The 22,032-nt window shown below is 52.3% G+C and carries 17 protein-coding genes; 10 read left to right on the top strand and 7 right to left on the bottom strand.

The features are described 5' to 3' along the window. Nucleotides 1-26 precede the first annotated feature (26 nt). The 5 genes from J2Y43_RS11150 (at nt 27) to J2Y43_RS11170 (ending at nt 5,378) form a co-directional block, all read left to right on the top strand. The gene (locus J2Y43_RS11150; protein ID WP_309982389.1) at nt 27-602 is read left to right on the top strand and encodes a hypothetical protein; all 576 of its coding nucleotides are present in this window, start codon (nt 27-29) and stop codon (nt 600-602) included. Further along, a complete protein-coding gene (locus J2Y43_RS11155; protein WP_309982391.1) occupies nt 603-2,732 on the top strand; it encodes a cation:proton antiporter in 2,130 nt (709 codons plus the stop codon). It abuts the gene before it with no gap. A gap of 104 nt (nt 2,733-2,836) precedes the next feature. Beyond that, complete coding sequence (locus tag J2Y43_RS11160) at nt 2,837-3,808, top strand: aldo/keto reductase (RefSeq protein ID WP_309982394.1); 972 nt, start codon at nt 2,837-2,839, stop codon at nt 3,806-3,808. A gap of 38 nt (nt 3,809-3,846) precedes the next feature. Beyond that, nucleotides 3,847-4,659, top strand: a complete 813-nt coding sequence (locus J2Y43_RS11165; protein ID WP_309982395.1) for an AraC family transcriptional regulator — start codon at nt 3,847-3,849, stop codon at nt 4,657-4,659. A 119-nt stretch (nt 4,660-4,778) separates the two neighbouring features. Next, nucleotides 4,779-5,378: a dihydrofolate reductase family protein gene (locus J2Y43_RS11170; protein WP_309982397.1), complete on the top strand. Its 600-nt coding sequence runs from the start codon at nt 4,779-4,781 to the stop codon at nt 5,376-5,378. A 45-nt stretch (nt 5,379-5,423) separates the two neighbouring features. On the opposite strand, the gene J2Y43_RS11175 is transcribed toward J2Y43_RS11170, so the two are convergent. After that, nucleotides 5,424-5,933: a collagen-like protein gene (locus tag J2Y43_RS11175; protein WP_309982400.1), complete on the bottom strand. Its 510-nt coding sequence runs from the start codon at nt 5,931-5,933 to the stop codon at nt 5,424-5,426. Between the two features lie 333 nt (nt 5,934-6,266). Here J2Y43_RS11175 and J2Y43_RS11180 point away from each other — a divergent pair, with 333 nt between their 5' ends. After that, nucleotides 6,267-9,440, top strand: coding sequence for a metallophosphoesterase (locus J2Y43_RS11180; RefSeq protein WP_310226490.1), 3,174 nt, complete (start codon nt 6,267-6,269; stop codon nt 9,438-9,440). Between the two features lie 158 nt (nt 9,441-9,598). Here J2Y43_RS11180 and tnpA read toward each other — a convergent pair whose 3' ends face one another. Continuing rightward, nucleotides 9,599-10,066 carry an IS200/IS605 family transposase gene (tnpA, locus tag J2Y43_RS11185; RefSeq protein ID WP_309982404.1) on the bottom strand — a complete coding sequence of 156 codons (468 nt, stop codon included), beginning with the start codon at nt 10,064-10,066 and terminating at the stop codon, nt 9,599-9,601. Nucleotides 10,067-10,208: 142 nt separating this feature from the next. Beyond that, complete coding sequence (locus J2Y43_RS11190) at nt 10,209-10,412, bottom strand: hypothetical protein (protein ID WP_309982408.1); 204 nt, start codon at nt 10,410-10,412, stop codon at nt 10,209-10,211. Between the two features lie 140 nt (nt 10,413-10,552). Between J2Y43_RS11190 and J2Y43_RS11195 the strand changes: the two genes are divergently transcribed. Both J2Y43_RS11195 and J2Y43_RS11200 read left to right on the top strand, forming a co-directional pair. Beyond that, nucleotides 10,553-11,446 (top strand): helix-turn-helix domain-containing protein, encoded by an 894-nt coding sequence (locus J2Y43_RS11195; protein ID WP_309982410.1) that lies wholly within the window; start codon nt 10,553-10,555, stop codon nt 11,444-11,446. A gap of 183 nt (nt 11,447-11,629) precedes the next feature. Beyond that, a complete protein-coding gene (locus tag J2Y43_RS11200) occupies nt 11,630-12,748 on the top strand; it encodes an epoxide hydrolase (RefSeq protein WP_309982412.1) in 1,119 nt (372 codons plus the stop codon). Between the two features lie 96 nt (nt 12,749-12,844). Here J2Y43_RS11200 and J2Y43_RS11205 read toward each other — a convergent pair whose 3' ends face one another. The 4 genes from J2Y43_RS11205 to J2Y43_RS11220 all read right to left on the bottom strand — a co-directional run bounded on the left by J2Y43_RS11205 (nt 12,845) and on the right by J2Y43_RS11220 (nt 20,747). Further along, the gene (locus tag J2Y43_RS11205) at nt 12,845-14,626 is read right to left on the bottom strand and encodes a M43 family zinc metalloprotease (protein ID WP_309982414.1); all 1,782 of its coding nucleotides are present in this window, start codon (nt 14,624-14,626) and stop codon (nt 12,845-12,847) included. A gap of 221 nt (nt 14,627-14,847) precedes the next feature. Beyond that, nucleotides 14,848-16,356: a RagB/SusD family nutrient uptake outer membrane protein gene (locus J2Y43_RS11210; protein ID WP_309982416.1), complete on the bottom strand. Its 1,509-nt coding sequence runs from the start codon at nt 16,354-16,356 to the stop codon at nt 14,848-14,850. Nucleotides 16,357-16,374: 18 nt separating this feature from the next. Continuing rightward, complete coding sequence (locus J2Y43_RS11215) at nt 16,375-19,506, bottom strand: TonB-dependent receptor (RefSeq protein ID WP_309982418.1); 3,132 nt, start codon at nt 19,504-19,506, stop codon at nt 16,375-16,377. A 362-nt stretch (nt 19,507-19,868) separates the two neighbouring features. Next, a complete protein-coding gene (locus J2Y43_RS11220; protein WP_309982420.1) occupies nt 19,869-20,747 on the bottom strand; it encodes a tetratricopeptide repeat protein in 879 nt (292 codons plus the stop codon). 148 nt (nt 20,748-20,895) lie between these two features. Between J2Y43_RS11220 and J2Y43_RS11225 the strand changes: the two genes are divergently transcribed. After that, nucleotides 20,896-21,477: a Crp/Fnr family transcriptional regulator gene (locus J2Y43_RS11225; RefSeq protein WP_309982422.1), complete on the top strand. Its 582-nt coding sequence runs from the start codon at nt 20,896-20,898 to the stop codon at nt 21,475-21,477. 75 nt (nt 21,478-21,552) lie between these two features. Then, nucleotides 21,553-22,002: a DoxX family protein gene (locus tag J2Y43_RS11230; protein WP_309982424.1), complete on the top strand. Its 450-nt coding sequence runs from the start codon at nt 21,553-21,555 to the stop codon at nt 22,000-22,002. Nucleotides 22,003-22,032: the final 30 nt, after the last annotated feature.

Genomic DNA, 22,032 nt, shown 5'->3' on the forward strand with positions numbered 1-22,032 from the left:
TGCATTTCCCACCTGAACCACCTGCTATGGCATTCAACAGATACCTTCTTGCTACGCTTATCGCCGCCAGCCTGTTAATGGGCTGCCAGGACAAGGAAAGAGCACACGAGCTCGATGCGCGTGAGCAGAGCCTACTTGCCAGGGAGAAAGAGTTTGCGATTAAAGAGGCTGATTACCAGTCGCTTCTGCGCATGCGCGACAGCCTGCTTACCCGCAGGGACACGGCTGTCGTGCTCCAACGCTGGCCCGATGATATTGCAGGGCTTTGGGCAAGCAAGTCGGTCTGTCGGGAGTCCAATTGCAGCGAATATGTGATCGGGGATTTGCGTTCCAACACCTGGGAGTTTGTGAGTGACTCCACCGGGCTTTATACGCGTGTGATCAATAACAATAAAGTCGTCAGGGTGTTTTCGGCGAAATACGATAGTACCAGCATCCAGCTACATTATACGAGCGACTCATCGGCCGCCAGGAATATGGAATTGAATGTGGAACTGACCCGCGACAACAAGAACCTGATCAAGGGAATGCAGACGACGGGCATCGACAAATCCTGCACCGCGAAATTTTCCATTGAGCTAAACCGCCTAACCAACCGCTAGATGATGACGTTGCTCAACCTCCACATCGGCAGTTTACCGATCGAGGACCCGGTATTGAAGTTTCTGCTCGAACTGATCATCATTTTGAGCGCACCGCTGCTGCTCAACAAGATCAAAGTCCCGCATTTGCTGGGCCTGCTGATCGCCGGTGCTGTGGTAGGGCCCAACGGCCTTAACCTCCTTTCCCGCGACAGCAGCGTGGTGGTAACCGGCACTACCGGTCTGCTCTACATCATGTTCCTGGCGGGGCTTGAAATCGATATGGGCGATTTCAAGAAGAACATGGGCAAAAGCATCACATTCACCGTTTTTACATTTGCTGTTCCATTTATATTGGGGTTGATAGGAGGCTACTATGTGCTGCATTTTTCGATGCTCACCTCAGTACTGTTCGCTAGTCTTTTTTCGTCACACACGCTCATTGCCTACCCGATCGTGAGCAAGATGGGTGTGGCCAAAAACCTGTCGGTCAATATCACCGTCGGCGGAACCATGCTTACGGACGTACTTTCGCTGCTGGTTCTGGCGGTAGTAGTGGGCATGACCCAGGGAGAGGTGAACAGCGCATTCTGGCTCCGGCTGGGCCTATCGGTGGCGGCGTTCAGTCTCACGGTATTGTTTGTATTTCCAATCATCGGAAGGTGGTTTTTCAAGAAGGTCGATGACAAGATATCCCAGTACATATTCGTGCTGGTGATGATTTACCTGGCGGCTGTGCTGGCGGAACTGGCGGGTATCGAGGCCATTATCGGGGCTTTTTTTGCGGGGCTGGCGCTCAACCGGCTCATCCCGCACACGTCCGCGCTGATGAACCGCGTGGAGTTTGTTGGTAATGCTATTTTTATCCCCTTCTTCCTGATCAGCGTAGGGATGCTGATTGATTTTACGGTGTTTTTCAAAAGCCTGGAAACGCTGGTTGTTGCCGCCGTGATGCTCGTGGCGTCCATTGGCGGAAAGTATCTGGCGGCGGTGTTTACGCAAAAGACGTTCCGGCTGACGAAGGATGAAGGTATGATCATTTTCGGGTTGAGTTCGGCCTCCGCAGCGGCCACGCTGGCAGCGGTAATGGTCGGTTATAATATCATCCTTTCCGAAACCGAGAGTGGCGAACCGGTCCGTTTGCTGAGCGAACACGTGCTCAATGGCAGTATTTTGTTGATTCTCATTTCCTGTACCATTTCTTCGTTCGTGTCGATGTCGAGTGCGGCCAAGATTGCGGAGGCCGATAATGAAGCTACGGCGTCGGGGGCTAATCCCGAGACAGAGAATATCCTGATCGCCGTCAACTATGAAGATGCCGTGGAAAAGTCGGTCAACCTGGGCTTGCTCATTAAGGCCGGGCATAACAAGGACCGGCTGTTCGCATTGAATGTGATCAACGATGAGAAAAACGAGTCGTCTGTCCGAAATGCCGAAAAAACGCTTCATACTGCCGTAACCCTGGCGGCGGCTGCGGACGTCCAGATCCGGCCGCTTACCCGGTATGACAGCGATGTGGCTACCGGCATTAGTAACGTGATCAAGGAGCAGAAGATAACCGACCTGATCGTCGCGTTGCAGCCCGGGAAAGGCCTCACGCCGTCGTTCGTTTACAATCTCACCAATGGCTATTTACAGAATGAAAATGTGAATACGCTGATCTACCACGCGGCTCAGCCGATTTCAACCATTAAAAAATACATTGTCCTGATCCCACCCAAAGCGGACAAGGAACCTGGCTTTTTTCATGCGTTGCTGCGCGTATGGAACATCGGAAAGTCGTCGGGTTCGGAAATGGCTTTTTATGCCAGTGCGCCGATCATCGGCATTATCGAGCGGGTAGCGGGGAAATCGGCTATTGAGCTGTCATTGCATACGATCGATTACTGGGGAGAGGCCGAGCAGGCCGCCGCCTCGTTGGAAGCCGATGAAGGGCTGATCTTGTTCATGGCCAAGCGCGGTATGGCGTCCTTTTTCCCGCGAATGGGCCAGATGCCTGATTTCCTGAATCAACACGCGCTGGAAAATAACTTCCTGCTGATTTACCCATTCTCGCAACAGAATGCGGACGAAACCGAAAAACGGTCGGTGAGCAACCATGACGATTTTGTGCAGATCGGGCGGATGATCGGCAAGATATTTCCCGGATAGGCGGCACACCGGCTGATCCGTACAAGCAAGTAATTTGAGCCGTGGAGGAAATCGGCCGGGCGCGGCAATCGGTCATCTTTGTATTGTTAAAATCAACAAAAAAGATGACCACGATAACCAAAATGAACCTGGGCCAGAACGGCCCGCTTGTTTCCAAACTCGGATTAGGCTGTATGCGCATGTCGCCCGTCTGGGGAAGCCAGGCCAACGACGAATCCGAAAGCATTGCTACCATTCAGGCGGCGCTGGACAATGGTATTAACTTCCTCAATACGGGGGATTTTTACGGCGCCGGACACAACGAATTACTGGTAGGAAAGGCGATCCGGGGCCGCCGTGACGATGCTTTCATCAGTGTCAAGTTCGGGGCTGTTTTTTACAATAATCAATGGCTGGGACTGGACCTGCGTCCGATAGCCATCAAGAACTTCGTCAACTATTCGCTGGTACGTTTGGGAATAGATACCATCGATCTGTACCAACCATGCCGCCTCGATGGCAGTGTGCCGGTGGAAGATGTGATCGGTACCGTCGCCGACCTGATTGCCGAAGGCAAAGTAAGGCACCTGGGCGTTTCCGAAATTACCGCGGCCCAATTGCGCGAGGCACACAGTATCCATCCGGTAACCGCATTGGAAATAGGCTATTCGCTCGCCGACCGGCAGATAGAAAACGATTTGCTGCCGACAGCCAGGGAACTGGGCATTGGCGTGGTAACTTTTGCCAATACCGCGGAGGGGCTGCTGACGGGCGAGCTGAAAGCACCGCTTCCGGCAGGCAGTTACCAAAATCATTTTTCACGTTTCCAGGGAGAGAACCTGACCAAAAACCTGGCTACCGTGGAGGTGTTGAAACAAATGGCAACGGAAAAAGGGTACACGCCCGCGCAGCTTGCTATCGCATGGGTGAATGCGCAGGGCGAGCATATCATGCCGCTGGTGAGCATGAGCCGGCGCGCACGACTTCCCGAAAATATGGAGGCGATGGGCATTACATTTACACCCGCAGAAATGGAGGTGCTCAACACGCATTTTGCTCCGGGAGCAATTGCAGGCGGGACTTATTTGCAACGCTAGCCGGTACTTTCAGGCCCCGCTTTTTATATCTTTACCCTGTGACGAATCCAACTGAAATAATCCCCGGAGTGATCTTCTATTCCTATTTCTCCAAGCAGAGAAAGGATAAAGTCGCTTTTATGGAACATAATACGCTGATATTACAGGTCTCGGGCCGTTTCTCCCTGGAAACGGCCACGCAGAAAATCTCGATGGGTGCCGGTGAAATGCTGCTGGTACAGAAGAACCAGCTCGGGGAGATTACCAAAACGCCCCTCGAAGGCGAGGATTATCAAACGGTGGTGATATGCCTCCACGAGGATCTGCTGCGGACGATCGCACTGGAAGAGCAGGTAGAGACCGGGCACAAATATTCGGGGCCGCCCAATGTGCTCGTTCCGGTGAATGAATTTCTGCGTGCGTTCTTTGAATCGGTGATGCCGTATATCCGCAACCCGCATGAAGCGGTAACGGAGAAGCTGGGTATGCTTAAAGTGAAAGAGGCGGTGCATTTGCTGATGCACGCCATGCCGGAGCTGGAAGAGCTGCTGTTCGATTTTTCGGAGCCTTACAAAATGGACCTGGAAAAATTCATGCTCAGTAATTTTCACTACAATGTTCCGGTGGAGAAGTTTGCCCGGCTTACCGGAAGGAGCCTGGCGGGCTTTAAGCGTGATTTCCAGCGGATATTCGGTATGGCGCCGCGGCATTGGCTGCAAGAAAGGCGGCTCGCGGAGGCCCGGTACCTGATCGAAACCAAGGGTAAGAAGCCCTCGGCTATCTACCTCGACCTGGGGTTTGAAAGCCTTTCGCATTTCTCTCATTCATTCAAGAAAAAATTTGGAAAGGCGCCTACCGAATGGTCGGCGTAGGATATTCATGCGGGCCAGGCGTGATTAACCCCTTCTTTTGGCAGGTTTGCACCCGCATTCACAGGGAATGACCATGTACCTTTGTTGTATCACAATTCAACTGAAAACACAAAAACGACATGGGAAAGATCATCGCCATTACCCAACTTTCAATCGACGGTGTGATGCAGGCACCCGGCGGTCCCGAAGAAGACCCCAGCAGCGATTTCAAACACGGTGGCTGGTTCATGCATTATGGGGACGATATGCTGCATGAAACCATCAGCGAAATCATCTCCGGGGAATTCGAAATGCTCCTGGGCCGCCGTACCTACGATATTTTTGCCTCCTACTGGCCCCTGCACGACGATGACCCGATCGGCAAGGCATTCAACAAGGCAAAGAAATATATTGCCACACGCACCCTCGACCACCTCGACTGGAACAATGCGCAGATCCTACGGGATGTGGTGGAGGAAGTAGGGCGCTTGCGGGCATCGGAAGGCCCGGAAATCCATATATGGGGCAGCAGTAACCTTCTGCAAACGCTGATTTCAGCCGGGCTTATCGATGAACACCGGCTATGGATCGCCCCCGTTGTACTTGGCGGCGGAAAACGTTTGTTCGAAAACGGCATTCCGGCGGGCAGCCTGTCGCTGGTCGATACGAAAGTTACCTCAACCGGGATGATTATCAATACCTACCGCCCGGCAGGGGCGCTGCCGGGGGAGGGGGCATAGTAGCTTCTGCCACGTATAATGATATCCGCACGTAACCGGGCCTGGCTAGTCAGTCAGGCCCAGTTGCTGTTTGGCGAGCGCGTAATCTTTGAGGTCGGCGGTGTGGAGGCGGCCCCGTTTGTTGGCCGGTATAATGATCCAGCGGAAGTCGAGGTCGAAATCGATAGGAGTGAGCCTGGGCTTGAAATAGGTTACATCGAAGTTGATTGCCCCAGCCTGGTTTTGTACCTGCATAAAAAAGCCCAGTGTCAGTTCTTCATTGGCAGAAGGTAGGGAAAACACGACACTTGGCCGGCCTTCATTACGGTAATAGGCCATAACCAGGGCGCTGTCGAGGACAGCCTGGGTAATGTTGTTGTCGGCGTGCGTCACCAGGAAATACGTCGAATCCTCGCGCTGCCAGGCCGTATTAGGCACTTTAACCCACGGCGAGACAATGAGATTGGCTGCTCCGGCCGGTCCGGCGGGGCCTGTTGCGCCATTTTGACCGGGCGTTCCCTGCGGTCCCTGGGGCCCAGCCGGGCCGGTGTCGCCGTCGGGGCCTTTACAAGCCATTATTGATGCTATTAAAAAGAGTATCCAAAGGCAGGTTCTGCCGGAGAGAGGTATTGTTTTCATCATGATTCCGAGATAGGAAGGGGACGGGCAAACGTTTCGAAACGCGTTGGTAAACACCAGCGTTTACCACCTCACACTCCCGCGCGAAAACGGGAGGTGAGTACAGATAGAGGCTATACTGCAAACAGATGTAACTGTTTGATAATTAGGGTTTCATATAGGTAAATATATTGAATTTGATTTGGATATATAAAGAAAAAATAGCAATTTTTCTATACAATTATTTGTGCATACAAGTCCCTCTTCTTCCATCTTTAAATCCTGATGCTTATGAGACCGACTCTATCTGTGCTCTCATTTTGCCTCCTGTTATTTTCAGTGTGTTTCGCTCAGACACCCGTCATAACACGCGGCCCGTATCTGCAAATGGCGTATTCAAAAAAGTTAAATGAGTTTGCTACCACTGCTTCCATAACCATCCGCTGGCAGACCGATATCGCGAACGTCGGGCGGGTCGTTTATTCATCGGAACCGGAGTACGAATTGCTCGGGAACGGGTCGCCAATGGTGGAGGAACCTGCGGCGACCACTGATCACATCGTCACGCTCACGGGGCTGAAACCCGACCAGCAGTACCGGTACTACGTTGGCGGCTGGGTGCCTCCCGCATTTCCCGTAATTCTCGAAAAGACGCCCGATAACTTTTTCCGGACGCCGCCGTTGCCGGGCGTAAAAAAGAAAGTGAAAATGTGGGTGCTGGGCGATTTCGGCTATACCGCCGCCCAACCCGTAACGGCCAGCCGCCAGGATAGCGTAATCGATTCATGGAAGGACTATATGACAGCGAACAAAACGGGCCCGATGGACCTTTGGCTCTGGCTGGGCGATAATGCTTATGAGCAGGGCAGGAAGGAACAATACCAGGACCACGTTTTTGACCGGGGCAGGAAGCGGTACGATTTTATGCTCCGGCAGACGCCGTTCTATGCTACGCCGGGTAATCACGATTATTTCGACGGAACCGTCGACAGCGCCTCGCTTTACCGGGTGAGGGCCGAGAAAAACATCCATTATTATAGCGTCGTCAATAATTTCACCAACGGGGAAGGCGGGGGAGAACCGTCGATGACAGAGGCCTATTATTCTTTTGACTATGGCAATATCCATTTCATCAGTCTCGACACCTACGGATTTGAAAAACTGGGCGATGATCATACGAAAATCCTCGCGCCCTCCGGCTTGCAGTCACAATGGCTGAAAAAGGATCTCGCCAAAGCCAATGCCGATCCGGACATCAATTGGGTGATCGTATTCACGCATATCCCGCCATTCAGCGGCGGCTCGCACGACTCGGACACCGAGCGTGACCTCATCCAGATCCGAACGAACCTGGTGCCCATTCTGGATGCGTACAAGGTGGATCTGGTGCTCGCAGGGCATAGTCACGGCTACGAGCGTTCGCGCCTCATGCGTGATCTTACTACGATTTCCACAGATTTCGTAATGGCAACCCACAACCCGGCGGTGGGCAGCAATGCGCAGGGCAGCGGGCGCTTCGACGGCACTGCCAATTCCTGCTTTTATTACAAAAACAGCGCGGCCGTAAAAAACGAGGGTATTGTGTATGTTGTGAATGGCGCCGGGGGACGAAAGGGAGAACCGAATTTTAGCAGCAACGTCAAAAACCCCGGTCTGGTCAGCCGGCTCATGACCGCCTCGGCATTGTCGTCGGGCGGTTCAATGTACATCGAGGTCGAGAACAAGCGGTTGACAGCCAAATACATCGGGGCAAATAAGCAGTTGGTCGACCAGTTTACGATCTTTAAAGACCTGGATGGCTTCACTGTACCGGAAACCGACGATACCACACGCGCGGCGATCTGCGAATGCACCGACGCACAGCCAGGGGCCGACAATTTCACGCATTATGTCGATAGCAAAGGCAATCTGCTGCTGTCGATCAACAAGCACGACCTCACCATCGGGAAGGCCGGAGTAGCGCCATTTGAAGTGAAACTGGGCGGCAAACCCGGAAGGACGGAAGTAGGCGCGCTGGGGCCGGGTACCAACTACGTACGGTCGGACAGGCCGCGGTCGTTCAGCTCCAACTGGCGGGTAATGAACCGGTATTGGTCCATCAAGCCTAACCCGGAGCTCACCGGAAAGCAGCAGGTGACCGTGCGGCACTATTATAAGGATTCCGACCTTATCTCACTGCGTTACAACGACGGTGCCTATGAGCAGATAGGGCATTTCAGCCTGCGTTTCTTTAAAATAAACAGTTTGACAACCACCTATGGCCTGGACCCTACGACGGGCGTGCACAACACCATCAAGGCGGCGTCGGATTTCAACAAGGATGGCATCTGGCTGTATGACGTAAAGCAGTCGAATATTACCGATCAGCAACCTACGCCGCTCGAATACAAATGGCGGTTTGGGTTCAATCAGCCGGAGGTATTTTTTTACCCTACGAAATCCTATCCTTTCTATTCCGGCGAATTTGTGGTAGGGCGGTTGAATGGCGGTGGCGGCATAGGAGGCCAGGTGTACAACCAGAATCCCCGCGGTACTACGGTGGTGTTGCACGCAGGCAGCAGCTGGCGCTATTTCGCGAGGGGAATGGTACCACCCGACAACGGCATATTTAACTGGAAAGGCGGACAGGATCCTGATGAGCTCAATGCCGAAGATCCGCCTAACTATGATAATGCGGCAAACTGGCCTACGGGCCCGGCGCCATTCGGCTATTCCCCTAACCGGGAAGACGGCGAGAAAACGCTCATTCCGGCCTGTCAGGCCGAGCTGGATTGCTACGAGGCCCGCGGACGTGCTTCCTATTTCCGTGAAGGCTGTCTTGCGGCACCGTGTGCCACCCGCTGGACTACTTCCTATTTCCGGAATTCCTTTCGGATGAGCTCGCAAAATATGGCCTACCAAAAGTCGATTATTATCAACTATAAGAGAGATGACGGGGTGGTGATTTACATCAATGGCAAAGCGCTGACCCCCGGTGACCCGAATATCAACCCGGCTACGGTTACTTTTTCGACTTTTGCCACCAATGCTTCTCCGGAATACACCTGGCAGACGATTGTGGTGCCGAACGACGGAAGCTATTTCAGATTGGGGGAAAACACCATTGCCGTGGAGGTGCACCAGACCAGCGCAACGAGCTCGGATTTGTATTTTGATATGGATATTACATTAAGCCCGGACATCCTGACTGTGCCGGCGCGCGTGGCTCCGATGGCGGAACTCCGCGATCAGGAACCGGAACGGGTGATCTATCCCAATCCAGTAGACCAGGACCGGATCGTGTTCGACCAGCCGCTTGAATATGAAACTTTGCGGATTACCGATTCGAAAGGAGTGGTGCGGCGGTATATGGCTACACCGGGTGCTTTGAAAGAGCTGGATCTTACGGGGCTTCCGGCAGGTGTCTTTATCCTTTCGAGCCAGCATAAAGGCCGCGTGCAACATTACAAGGTGATCAAAAAATGAGGACCGGACCGGCGCGCCCGATCGCGGTGAAGACATCCCGGGCGTGCCAGGTTACCGTACCATAGCAACTGGCCCGGAGGGCCATCCTGTTTATAGCAAAAAGTTGAACGTTGCTTGTTTCGGCCCCGGAGGGGCCTCCTTATGCACGTCGCCCCGGATTAGCACGCGTCAAAAAAATCAAATAAATGTTTCTCTTCAAACGATACCTGAAATTTCTGCAGCAGATCCCGGTATTCTTCTCCAAATGTCCGTTTGCGATGATGTTCTTCCTGAGCGTGAATATACCGGACAACGTGATCTATGTGCGACTGAGAATATGAAAAAACACCGTAGCCTTCCTGCCATTCAAATTTATGGCTTGTCCATCGCTTTTGATTGATAAACTGGTTGCTTTCAACCTTGATTTCCTTTATAAATTCCGAAATCGACATTGCTGGCTTAAATCCGATGAATAAGTGCGCGTGGTCCGGCATGCAATGCACCGCGAGCATTTTAGCATTTCTGTTTTGCACCAGCCCGGTTATGTAGCGATGTAACTCATCCTTGTGATGTTTAGGGATCAGGCATTGCCGATGTTTAACGCTAAATACAAATTGGAGATAGATTTGGGAATAGGTGTTAGCCATGTTCAATTCAATTATAGTGTGTAATAAAATATTGTGGATGCGTCAGGAGGCCCTGCGGGGCCAACAAGGAAAATGCTCGCCGTCCTCTATAAACAGGAAGCCGCTCTGCGGCCTGGCGAGCCAGCTGTTCAGGCAAATTCACTTATTCAATATGCAAAAACTTCACAATAACCTCTTCTCTTTTCTTATCCTGTAATAATATCCGAGCAATTTTTCGCGGACGCCGCATGCATTCATATCGCGCCAATCGCGCCAATTGTGCTTTCCGTTGTTGAAAGTGTTCAGAAACACCCAGCCACACCGGCTGCATCCCTTTTTTTCTGAATGCAAATACTTTGGAATGCATGGGAAAGCCGCTGATTGGATGCTTCGCTCAATGCGTCGCCGGGAGGGTGAATTTTTAGTGGTAAAATAAAATTTTCGCTATTTTGGATGCGAGGAAATCATTCATACGGCCACGAACAGGAACATCGAAACCAGCATGTTATGCAGAAAAAATTCAACTTGACGTCCTTTAATCTCTACGAGTTTCTCAAACATCAGAATGCCCACAGTTTCAATGTCCCCTTCTTTCTGGCCGACAGGCATACCTACAAAAACGCTCATGTCAACTTCCCGTTCAGGACGTTCTCTTTCGGGCTGGGCATTACTTACACGGGCGAAGGCGACGTTTTCAAGATCGGCAGCACCGATTACCTGGTGACGGCCGGATGCCTTACCACGGTGGGGCCCGGGATGGTTTGCCAATGGACGGGAAACTACACGGCCGAGCACGACACCGTCTATTTCACCGAAGAATTGTTTGAGGGCATGAAAAACAATGCTTTCCTGCATTCGCTTCCCTTTTTCTTCCACGGGGGCAGGCACGTGATACGCCTGTCGGACGACCAGACCCGGAAAATGGCTTCCCTATTCGCTTTGTTGAAAGAGTTGAAGGACGATAAAAGCGCCGTTCCCGGCATGGTACATGCGCTGCTGATGCTGGCGGAGTCGTTTCATACCGGCCCGGGAAGCCAGATGCCGGACGGGAGTAACCGCAATGGCGTTTCAAATGGAATTTCCAACAAGGAAAAAATAGCTCAGTCGTTCCGAAAACTCGTTGCGGAGCACTTTCCGGAGCATAAGGAAGTCGCTTTTTACGCGACGGCACTGCATATCACCCCGAAATACCTCAGCGAGGTTTTGCAGGCGGAACTGGGCAAGCCGGCCAAGGCTTTTATCGATGAATATGTGGTGATGGAGGCCAAAAGTCTGCTGAAACAAACGGCCCTGTCGATCCAGGAAATCTGCTACTGGCTGGGCTTTGAAGATGCTTCGCATTTCAACAAGTCGTTCAAAAAACTGACAAATATGACGCCCACCGAATACCGGAAGAGCTGATTTGTCCAGCGGAGTTTTTTACTATCTTTCCCGAAATCCTTCCTAACGGCGCGCGGCTTTCCGGCGATACCTTTGTTTCAATCAAACAACAGGACGCCCATGAAAAAACTTCGCTTTTTGATGCTTACATCGCTCATTCTGAGTCCGATGATTACTTTTTCACAAACTAAAAAAAACGCAACAATGAAAAACATGGAGGTATTTAAAGTATCGGTTTCGCAGCAAGTACTGGACGATTTGAAAAGCCGTTTGCAAAACACCCGCTGGCCGGGCGAAGCGGAAGGCTCCGGCTGGCATTTCGGCACCAGCGAAGCCTATTTGAAAGAACTGGTGCAATACTGGCTTACCAGCTACGACTGGCGCAAACAGGAAGCCGAACTCAATAAGTACCCGCAGTATATCGCCGATGTAAACGGAGTGAAAGTTCATTTTCAATATATCAAGGGAAAGGGTAAAAACGCTAAACCGCTTATCCTGACGCACGGCTGGCCGGATAGCTATTACCGCTTTCACAAGATCATTCCGCTACTGACCGAAGGCGAGCAGGGTTTTGACCTCGTGATCCCTTCCATTCCCGGTTTCGGGTTTTCGGGTAAAGTGGCTATGACGAGTGAAGCCGTTGCGGACCTTTGGAAAGAACTGATGACGGAGAACCTGGGTTACGATAAATTCTACGCAGCCGGCGGCGATGTGGGCATGGGCGTCACCAAGGCATTGGCTTCGAAATATCCGGATGTGGTGTCCGGCGTGCATTTCACCGATGTTGGCTATCCGATGGGCCAGGAAGATCCCGCCACGATGAGCGAAGCTGAGAAGCAGTTCGCGCAGTTTGTACAGCAATGGTGGTACAGCGAAGGCGCCTATGCCATGGTGCATGCTACCAAGCCGCAGTCGCTCGCCTACGGACTGAACGATTCACCGACCGGCCTGGCGGCCTGGATATTGAGTTTTGGCAGCGCGGGAGCGTCGCCGGAAATCCTGGAAGCGGCATTTGGCGGGCGCGATGCATTGCTCACCAATATCATGATCTACTGGACCACGCAGACCATCGCGACGTCGATGCGGATGTACAAAGCGGATGCGATTGCACAATGGGGCGGGGCGCAGCCATTGCAAAAATCGAAAGTACCTGCCGGCGTGGCCCTGTACCCGAGGGAAGCCCAGTTCCCGAAAGAATGGGCGGAGCGTTTCGTGAATGTCGTCAGCTTCCGCAAAATGAGCGAAGGAGGGCACTTTGCGGCACTGGAAGTACCGGATAGCTTCGCGACTGAATTGAGAAGTTTCTTTTATAGCATTGATTGATGAGGTGAATGGGGAGTAGGGAGGAAAGGGAGGATGGAGGAAGGGCTTTAACGCCGGCGGAGGGTTTGGTTTAAACTGCTCTGCCGGCGTTTGGCTTTATTTTTTGATAATCTTTTTGGAAACGGTGTACCCGCTTTGCGTCGTCACGCGTATCACGTAAAGTCCGGCCGGGAGCTGTTTTGAATCGATATGGTGCTGGTTCCTGGCCCGTTGCACCACTTCGCCGGCAGCATTGATCACCTCGATGTCCCAACTTTGCGATGCCCCGCTGATCGTAATGCCGTTCTCGGCAGGGTTGGGGCTGATCGTCAATTGCGTGTCCGGCATTCTTACATTTACGATTCTCGAATAGGCGTAGCTGCCATCTGTATCAACCTGTTTTAGCCGGTAAAACAACATGCCTGCCGGCGGCTCCGGCGTATCGGTAAACCGGTATTCCGAGATACCGGCCGCTATCCCGAGCGGTGCGGTTATTCGTCCTGCCTTTCGGAATGTTCTGGCGTCGCGTGCCGATTCTACATCGAAATAGTCGTGCATGGTTTCGAATGAGGTGGCCCAGCTGAGCATTACCTGGTTTTGTTCCAAAAGTTCAGCCCCAAACCTCACGAGCGTCACGGGCAGCGCCCCGACGGTGACCACAGCCGGTACGCGCACGTCGCTGGGGCAGTCGGCGCGGAGGCAGGAAGCATAGTAGGTTCGGGATTCTTCGAGAATGGGCGTAGTGTAGCTGTTACCGGCCCCAAGGTGGTTGCCATTGGTAAGGGCGTCGTACCATTGTATCAGCCCGTTGCACCCTGTGGCTGTGAGTGTCGCGGCGGTACCTTTCGGAATGTTCAGTCCGGGCACGATGGGGTCGAGGCCCTTGCTGGTGATCAGCCCGGAACGCAACGTTTCAATGGCACTTCGCATTCTCGTGCGTTGATCATTGGTAAACTGCGTCTGGCAGCTGAAACTGTTGTAGCCCATATAATTTTTGAGGACGTTGCCGTAGGGGCTGTTGTTATTGCATGGATTAAGCGGGTTGGGGTTTCCGGGACACAGATAGTTGGAACTTTGATTGACCGGCTCTGTGTCGCAGATGTTGTCACCCTGTGCTGCACAGTTGTCGTTGAGCGGGCATTCTATCGTCCCAAGGTCGCCTTCGCCGATTCCCCGCGAGAATGTATGCCCAAGAAACATCCCGTGCCCGAACTCATGGGCGAGCAATTTCGTGCCGAAATAGTTGGCTACGAGCAGTACGCCGTCAGTCGTCGAAGAAGCGCCGGTAGGGTATCCCGCCAGGCCGGCAGCCTGGTCCATGTAGTTGACAAGCCATACATTGTAGTATTCGAGATTGTTCCAGTAACCCATTGCATAAACCTGGTCATACGGTAATCCGGAGCCACCGGGCCCGGTGACGCCAAACGAGGTGTAGGCCGCATTGTTGGTGTAAATCCTGTCGATTCCCGTAGTCGGTGTGCATTGCGGGGATCGTACCGCCAGTTGAAATTGAATCTGGGTATCGACCCCGTCGGATTCGGCGAGCTGGTTTCGGAATGCTTTGTTCAGTTCGGCGATCCCCTCATGAATTTGCAAATCGGTGATCAGCGAACGCCCGATAGGTTCCAGGACATGTACGACCACCGGAATGGTGTACACCTGGTCGGCATTGGTGCGTTGCGTTTTGGCAGAGGCCATGTAGGCCTTCAACCGTTTCTGTGCATCGTCAAAAATCTGTTTCTGGGGTTTCGAAAGAATCAGTTTCTGATGTTGTGACGTAGAAGAGCAGATGGGACTGGTCAGCGGTTGCGCGTGCAGAACGGCGACCGGAAACCATAATGCTGCCACAATTACAAAGCAGCAAACCCCGACGGGTAAAAGCCTGGTAATGATTTTCATGGTAACGGATGCTTAGGGTTCACCTGGTACGAATTCTATATTAAATATAATTATATTTTAAATGAATATAATTATTCTCCGTAAGGCGGTTGCGAAAACGATTTGTGCGGGAGGTACCTGTAATAACCAGACATCCGTTGATTACCGCGCGCTGCGCTGCTGTCCTAACAAAAACAGCCGACTCAGTGAGCCGGCTGTCGTCATTCTAACCTTATACTATATTAAAACCCAGGGTTGTTGGGCAGCAAGTTCGGGTTCACGTCCGATTCTTGTCTCGGCACAGGGAACAGCAGCTGCTTTTCGCTGAAAGTGGCGCCGAAGACGGTTTTGTGCCCCACGAAATCGTCCCATTTGCCCGTGATGTCGTTGCGGACTTTCCGGGTCCGGAGCATATCGAACCACATTTTGTTTTCAAAACATAGTTCAAAATAGCGCTGCGACCATACTTCCTGCTCGAATGCGGTTTGGCTTAAACCTGAAACAGGCGCCAGGTTCGCCCGTGCGCGGATCGCATTCACATATTCGACTGCCTTGGCGTTGGGTGCGCCTTCCGCACGGTTGGACGCCTCCGCGTACATGAGGTACACATCCGCGAGGCGGTACAATGTGTAGTTCAAATCGGATTTGATCGTACTCGTGATCGCATTCGCATCGAACCACTTGTAGATGTACGTGTTCTTGAACTTCACAGGCTGGCCGGTTTTGATGCTCGGTGCCGTGGTGTAGAAGAACTGCTTTTCCTCCACGCGCTTATCGCCCTTGGGAAACGACTTGATAAACTCGGGCGTCGGGTATACCGAGCCATATTCATCCGCATATTTCGAAATACCCGAATAGTTGGGGATCGTAAGCGGCGTGAGCGGGTTGGTCAATGGCACGCTTGCGGCATATTGCACCTGGAAAATGAATTCGCCCAGGTTCTTGTTCGCCGGGTTGATCATATCCGTGTAATTTTTGAAAAGCGAAAAGCCGCCCTTCTGGATCACATTCAGCGACCGCTTCGCCGACTCGGCATAGTATTGCTGGCCGCCGTTGATCGCCGCACCGGCGTAGGTGAGGTACACATCCGCAAGGATCGATTCCACCGCCGACATGGACACATTTCCCGTCGTGTTCGACCACGGAAGCGTCGAGGCTTCGGCTGCAAGCAGGTCGGGGATGATGATCTTGTCGTAAATGTCCTTTGCGGGCGTTCTTGCGACATTCAGGTCGAGGTTGGTTGGTGTGGTGGTCACGGCAGGCACCGCGCCGTACATGCGCACCAGGTAGAAGTAGTACAGCGCCCGCAGCGTGTGAACTTCCGCCAGCATATTGTTCTTCGCCTCGTCGGTCAGTCCGGCGGCATTGATACCCGGAATGCTTTGCAGCGCGAGGTTACAGGCGCCTACACCGAGGTACATTTGCTGCCACCAGGTGTCGAAGTAAAAAGAGGTATTGGTGTACCCCAGGTTCTGGTAGTTCACGAATCCGGTCTGGCCGAGATCGCTGTTTGCTTTGCCGGTCATGAATTCGAGCAGGTTGTAGGTATTACCGCCGTAAGAAGCCGGCTGGCCGGCCAGAAGCCCCTGCAAATTGACATAAGCGGAGTTCGCATAAGCCCGGGCCACTTTGCTGCTGGAAGCCTCCGATTCGGGCGTCAGGAAGCCTGTCGGGGTTTCTTCGAGGAAATCCGAGCAGGAGCCCATGGTCAGCAGTGAAGCAGCCATCAATATATTTTTCAGCACTTTCATATTTTTTGTCGTTGCGGTTTAAAAAGTAAGTGTCAGGCCCAGGTTCCAAACCCTTGGACGGGGATTGGAGAAGAAGTCCAGGTTTTGCGAAAAGGCGGTGTTAGCCCCGTAGCCGGAGTTGAATGTATCCACCTCGGGGTCATAGCCGGTGTATTTCGTGATCACAAACAGGTTTTGAACACTTGCATACAGGCGCAGGCGGTCGATTCTCAGTTTTTCAAGAACGGGGTCGTTGAATGAGTAGCCGAGCATGAAGTTCTGGCCGCGGATGAACGAGCCGTTTTCTACCCACCAGGTATCGAAATGCGAATCCTGGGCGAATTTGTAGTTACGTACCTGCGAAATCATCGTGTTCTGGTTGGTAGGCGTCCAGGCATTCAGCACCGTAGCGAGGCTGTTCGCGATGGTCTGCCTGTCTTCCACCGAGTGCTTGAACGTCGCGGCGGTATTGAGGCCCTCCACAAAACGGATATTGAAAGAGAAATCCCAGCCTTTGTACTTCATGGTACTGTTGAAGCTGCCGGTCCATTTGGGCGTGGTACGGCCGATAATGCTGTAATAATTGCTTCCGTCGGCATTGTAAATGTACTTTCTGTCGCCTGGTTTCAGGTTATGCTCGGCGGCGAGGGCTGCTTCGTCGGTGCTGTAAGTCCCGATCCTCGTCATGCCGTACAGCGATCCGATCGGCTCGCCTACGCGCAGGATGTTCGTCTGGCCGAGGAAGTTAGGGCCGGGGAAAATGTCGGCGTTACCCTTGTTCAGTTTCAGGATCTTATTGACATTGGTCGCAAATATGAAGTTGGTAGTCCATGAAAAGTTGCGCGTTTCGATGTTGGTCGTATTCAAACTCACTTCAAAACCCGAGTTTCTCACCGAACCCACATTTTGGTACACATTCGCATTCACTTCACCGGCCGACCATGGAATAGGGGCTTGCAGCAGCAGGTCTTTCGTGACGCGGTTGTAGTAATCCACCGTCAGGTCGATATTCTCGCGGATGCCCAACTCGACGCCGGCATCAAACTGCAAAGACCTTTCCCATTTCAGGTTAGGGTTACCCAGATAGCTCGGCAGCAAGGTCGATTGCAATGCGCCATTAAGCACCGTGCTGGTAGCATTGGTGGTGCCGGGCTGAATTTGTGCGATGGATTGGTACTGACCGATTTCCTGGTTGCCCGAAAGCCCGTAGCTCGCGCGTACTTTCAAATTGGTGATCGTCTTGTTGCCTTTCAGGAAACCTTCTTCCGACACACGCCATGCGGCACCTACCGACGGGAAGAATGCATATTTGTTGTTCGCCCCGAATTTCGACGAACCATCGTAGCGGCCCGTCGCCGTGAAGAGGTATTTCTCATCCAGGTTATAGGTCGCGCGGGCGAAGTACGAATTCATGGCCCATTTGTAATCTGCTGAGGTAGAGGAGCTTCTTACAGAACCGGAGCCGAGCGTATGCCATTGGAAAATGTCGTCGATAAAGTTCTGGGTTTCAACGAAATCGGTTTCCTGGTTGTACTGCTGCCACGATGCCCCGAGCAATGCGGTAATGCGGTGGCGCTGGTTGATCGTCTTATTCCAGGTCAGGTAGTTCTCCGACTGCCAGTAGGTGTTGAGGTAGCCGCGGATGTTGGCCACACCGCCCTGGTCGGCCGACATGTGCGCAAGGTTCTGGGAGGAGAAGAAGTTGTTTTTCTGAGATTGGAGGTTAAATCCAAGATCGGTTTTGAAATCCAGGTCCTTGGCAATGTGGAAAAGCAAATAGGTATTGCCGAGTGATTGGAGCGTATTATTGATCGTGTAGCGGTTATGGGCGATATTCACAGGGTTCGGCCCGCCTTCCAGTCCGGCGATGTCGTTGTTACCCGCCCAGGTGCCGTCAGGATATTTCACAGGAAGGATCGGCACTTCTTCGGACACCATGCGGGGCACATTCAACCCGCCGTTACCGTCGGAGACCATGCGCTGGCGGCTGTTGATCAGCGACAGGCTTCCACCCACTTTCAACCATTTGTTGACATCCGTATCCACCGTAAACCGCAGATTGTACCGTTTGAAGGCCGAAGTCGCCATGAGGCCATTCTGGTTCAGATAGCCAAGCGAGAGGCTGAACAACGTCTTGTCGTTACCGCCCTGGAAGTTAAGCGAATGGTTCGTCGAGATGGCAGGTTTGTACACCTCCTTCTCCCAGTTGGTATTGTACAACGGCTTGTCGTTGGCATCGAACAGGAGCGGGAAGTTGGCGTGGTTGAGGGCCGCCGGAGGCGCCCAGGTGCCGCCTGCCGGGTCGAATTTGGTGCCGTTGGCGTAGGCTTCATTGTAAACCTTCACAAATTCGTCGGAATTCAGCGTTTTGACGTGTCGGTAGAGATCGCTGACATTCACATTTCCGTCATAAGAAACTTTCATGGTACCCGCGCGGCCGCGTTTGGTGGTGATCATAATCACCCCGTTGGCGCCCCTCGCACCATAAATGGCTGTGGAAGAGGCGTCTTTGAGTACTTCAAGCGACGCAATGTCATTCGGGTTGATCGAGTTGCCGTCCACACCGATTACCCCGTCCACGACGTAGAGCGGGTCGATGTTGGAGTTGATGGAGCCGATACCCCGCACGCGCACCTTGGCCGCAGCGCCGGGCGCATTGCTGTTGACGCTCACCTCGACGCCCGCAATTTTGCCCTGCAGCGCCTGGGAAACGTTCGGTACGGGCTTGTCTACCAACTGCTCGCCTTTAATGGTAGCTACCGCGCCGGTAAGGTCCGATTTGCGAACGGTACCGTACCCGATCACGACCACTTCTGTTAAAGCCTTCGCATCGGTAGCCAGGTTCACGTCAATCAACGACTGGTTGCCGACGGTGATTTCCTGGCTGGTAAATCCTACAAAGCTGAATACCAGTACGCTGGATTCGTTGGGGACATTGATTTCGTAATTTCCGGAAGCATCCGTCGAAGTACCGATGCCGGTCCCTTTGATGAGCACATTCACGCCGGGAAGCGGGGAGGAATCTTTGGAATCCACAACTTTACCGGTGATTTTCTTGTCGGTAGCTGCGCGGGCATACGAGCACAGCGAGATCAGGAGCAATAGGTTTAGCAGGACTATTTTCATAATCCATCCCGACCGCAGGACGGGCGGTTGTACATAACTTTTCATGTAGAAATTAGTTAGTGTTTATTAAGCGTTTTGTGTAAAAAATACGTGGAGGGGCGTCCGTACGGGCGTGACGGGGAGCGGATATGTGTCATGATTTTCAAACAGGTTTAGTAATAATTTCAGGTTTTAGTAATTTCCGAACATGGCTATGCCATCGCCTTATGCCGCTCAGCAGGCGTAATTCGGTTTTGATGTCAGGGGGAGGGGGATATTAATATTTTTGAAAAATATAGTCCAAAAAAGGCCCGTGCAGATTTAAACGCCGTTAAAATGGCCTTAAATTAAGATTAAAATGCACCCTGGACAGAGGAGCGGGAAAGGCAAAATGCTGGGTAGCAGGGTGTGGGCCCGAAAAGTATAGGTTACTTGGCCTGAAGGGTTGCGAGGGCAGTACTGGCGTTGGTATTTTGGGGGTTCAGGGAAAGAGATTTCTGATAAGCCGCGATCGCCTCTTTTTTCCGGTTTAATTTCATGAGGCATTCGCCATAACTGTCGAATGTGTTGAAGCCCGTAGGGTAAAGCTCCGTATTGAGCTTGAATATTTTGACGGCTTCCGAAGGGTTACTCATTATTTTATATCCGAATGAATTGACAGCCGCCTCACTTACATCGTACAATGAGTTTGCACCTTTTTGGACTTCCGCTCGTATAAATGCTACCGTTTCATCGACTGATTTGCCGGCCTGGTGGTATTCGAGAATCGGACGCAGGTTCATCCGGCGCTCCTTTACGAGCTGCTCTGCCAGCGTTTCGACATGATAGTCGCGGCGTTCCTGGTCGGTAACTTTCGTCGTGTCGATCTGATAGCGCTGCCACTTTCCATTCTGCCCCATCATAACATATTGCGTACCATAAATCTGCGGCATTCCTTTTCGCATTAAGTGCCTGTCGATCGCTGCGGCGAGCAGCCATTTGTTTACAGTACTGTCCAATTCGAGGGCTTGCCTCATTAATTTGATGGCCTTGGCCGAAGCCAGGGTATCGGTGCCATGCTGAAAGATCATCGCACTTCGGTAAAAGTCTTGTCCGGTCCGGACTTTGTTGGAATCCAGGAGTTCGTCTACTCTCCGGCGTCTCAGCGAGTCTGCTTTGTTGAGTTGGGTCCAATTGATATTGGCGACTTTCCGGGCAGACTGGTCTTCATCGTACATTCGCTCAATTTCCGCATTGTCGGAAGTTTGCGCGAACAGCGGCGCACTGGCCAGCGCTGCGAGTATGAAAATGGAGACGATCGGTTTCATGGGATGGTAGTTGATGAATTACCCGATAAAAGTACTGAACGTCAGATCTATACTTCTTTAACTTATTGGTGGGCTTGATTGCAGGACCTGGGAATTTGACGGGACGCTTCAAAAGAACTAGTTTTAGGCAGCCAACAAACGCCGTGGAATGAATACCAGCTTGTTACTTCAAAATATCGGAAACCATGTTCAGCTCGATGCGGGCGAGGCGGAGTTTTTACTTTCGCTTTTTCAACCGAAAGTGTTGAAGCGGAAAGCGTTTCTTTTGCGGCAGGGCGAGGTGTGCAGGTCGGAGAATTTCATTGTGAAAGGGTGTGTGAAAGTGTATTCGCTTGATGAAAATGGATTTGAGCATATCCTAATGTTTGGGATTGAAGGTTGGTGGGTAGGCGATTTGCTCAGCTTTCTGACGGGCCGGGAAAGCCGTTATCATATCGAAGCATTGGAGGATACCGAGTTGCTGCAAATCACAAAGCCGGACCTCGACCTGCTTTACGAGCGGGTGCCCAAAATGGAGCGTTTTTTTAGAATACTCCTGCAAAATGCATTCATTGCCCACATGGAGCGAATCAACCAGTCGCTTTCGTTGGATGCCGCGGGGCGGTACGGGGAATTTATCCGTAAATACCCGGCATTCGGGCAGCGTATTCCGCAAAAGCAAATCGCCGCGTACCTCGGCATCACGCCCGTGTTTCTCAGTATGCTCCGTAAAAAATTGATGGAGGGCTGATTTCTTCAACTACTTTAATTTTTTCGACCGCCGCTTTCCGGTCCTTTGCTGCCTCAAACAACAATTGACAGCGTAATGAAAGCAATCATTTTTAAAACGAACAACGACTGGACCGGCCTTATTCTCCGGCTTACCATAGGTTTGATCCTCTTCCCGCATGGCGCGCAAAAAGTATTGGGCTGGTTCGGTGGCCCGGGTTTCGATGGTGAAATGCAGTTTTTTACCGAAACCCTTCAAATACCCTGGCTGATCGGCCTCCTGGTGATCCTGATCGAGTTTGCGGGAGCGATCGCCCTGATCGCCGGGTTCGCGTCACGGCTTTGGTCAGCGGCGATTATCGGGCTGTTTACCGGGATTATTTTCGTAGGCCAACACGCGCAGAACGGCTTCTTTATGAACTGGTTCGGCAACCAGCAGGGCGAAGGATATGAATACCACTTGCTGGTAATCGGGCTGGCACTGGCGGTTATCGTGCAGGGTAGCGGGCGGTTTTCGGTCGACAGGCAGTTGTCGCCTGCGGGGTAAATAGGTGGTGGCGTGAGGAATTTGCCCCTG

Source organism: Dyadobacter sp. BE31 (assembly GCF_031457695.1).
GTDB lineage: Bacteria > Bacteroidota > Bacteroidia > Cytophagales > Spirosomataceae > Dyadobacter.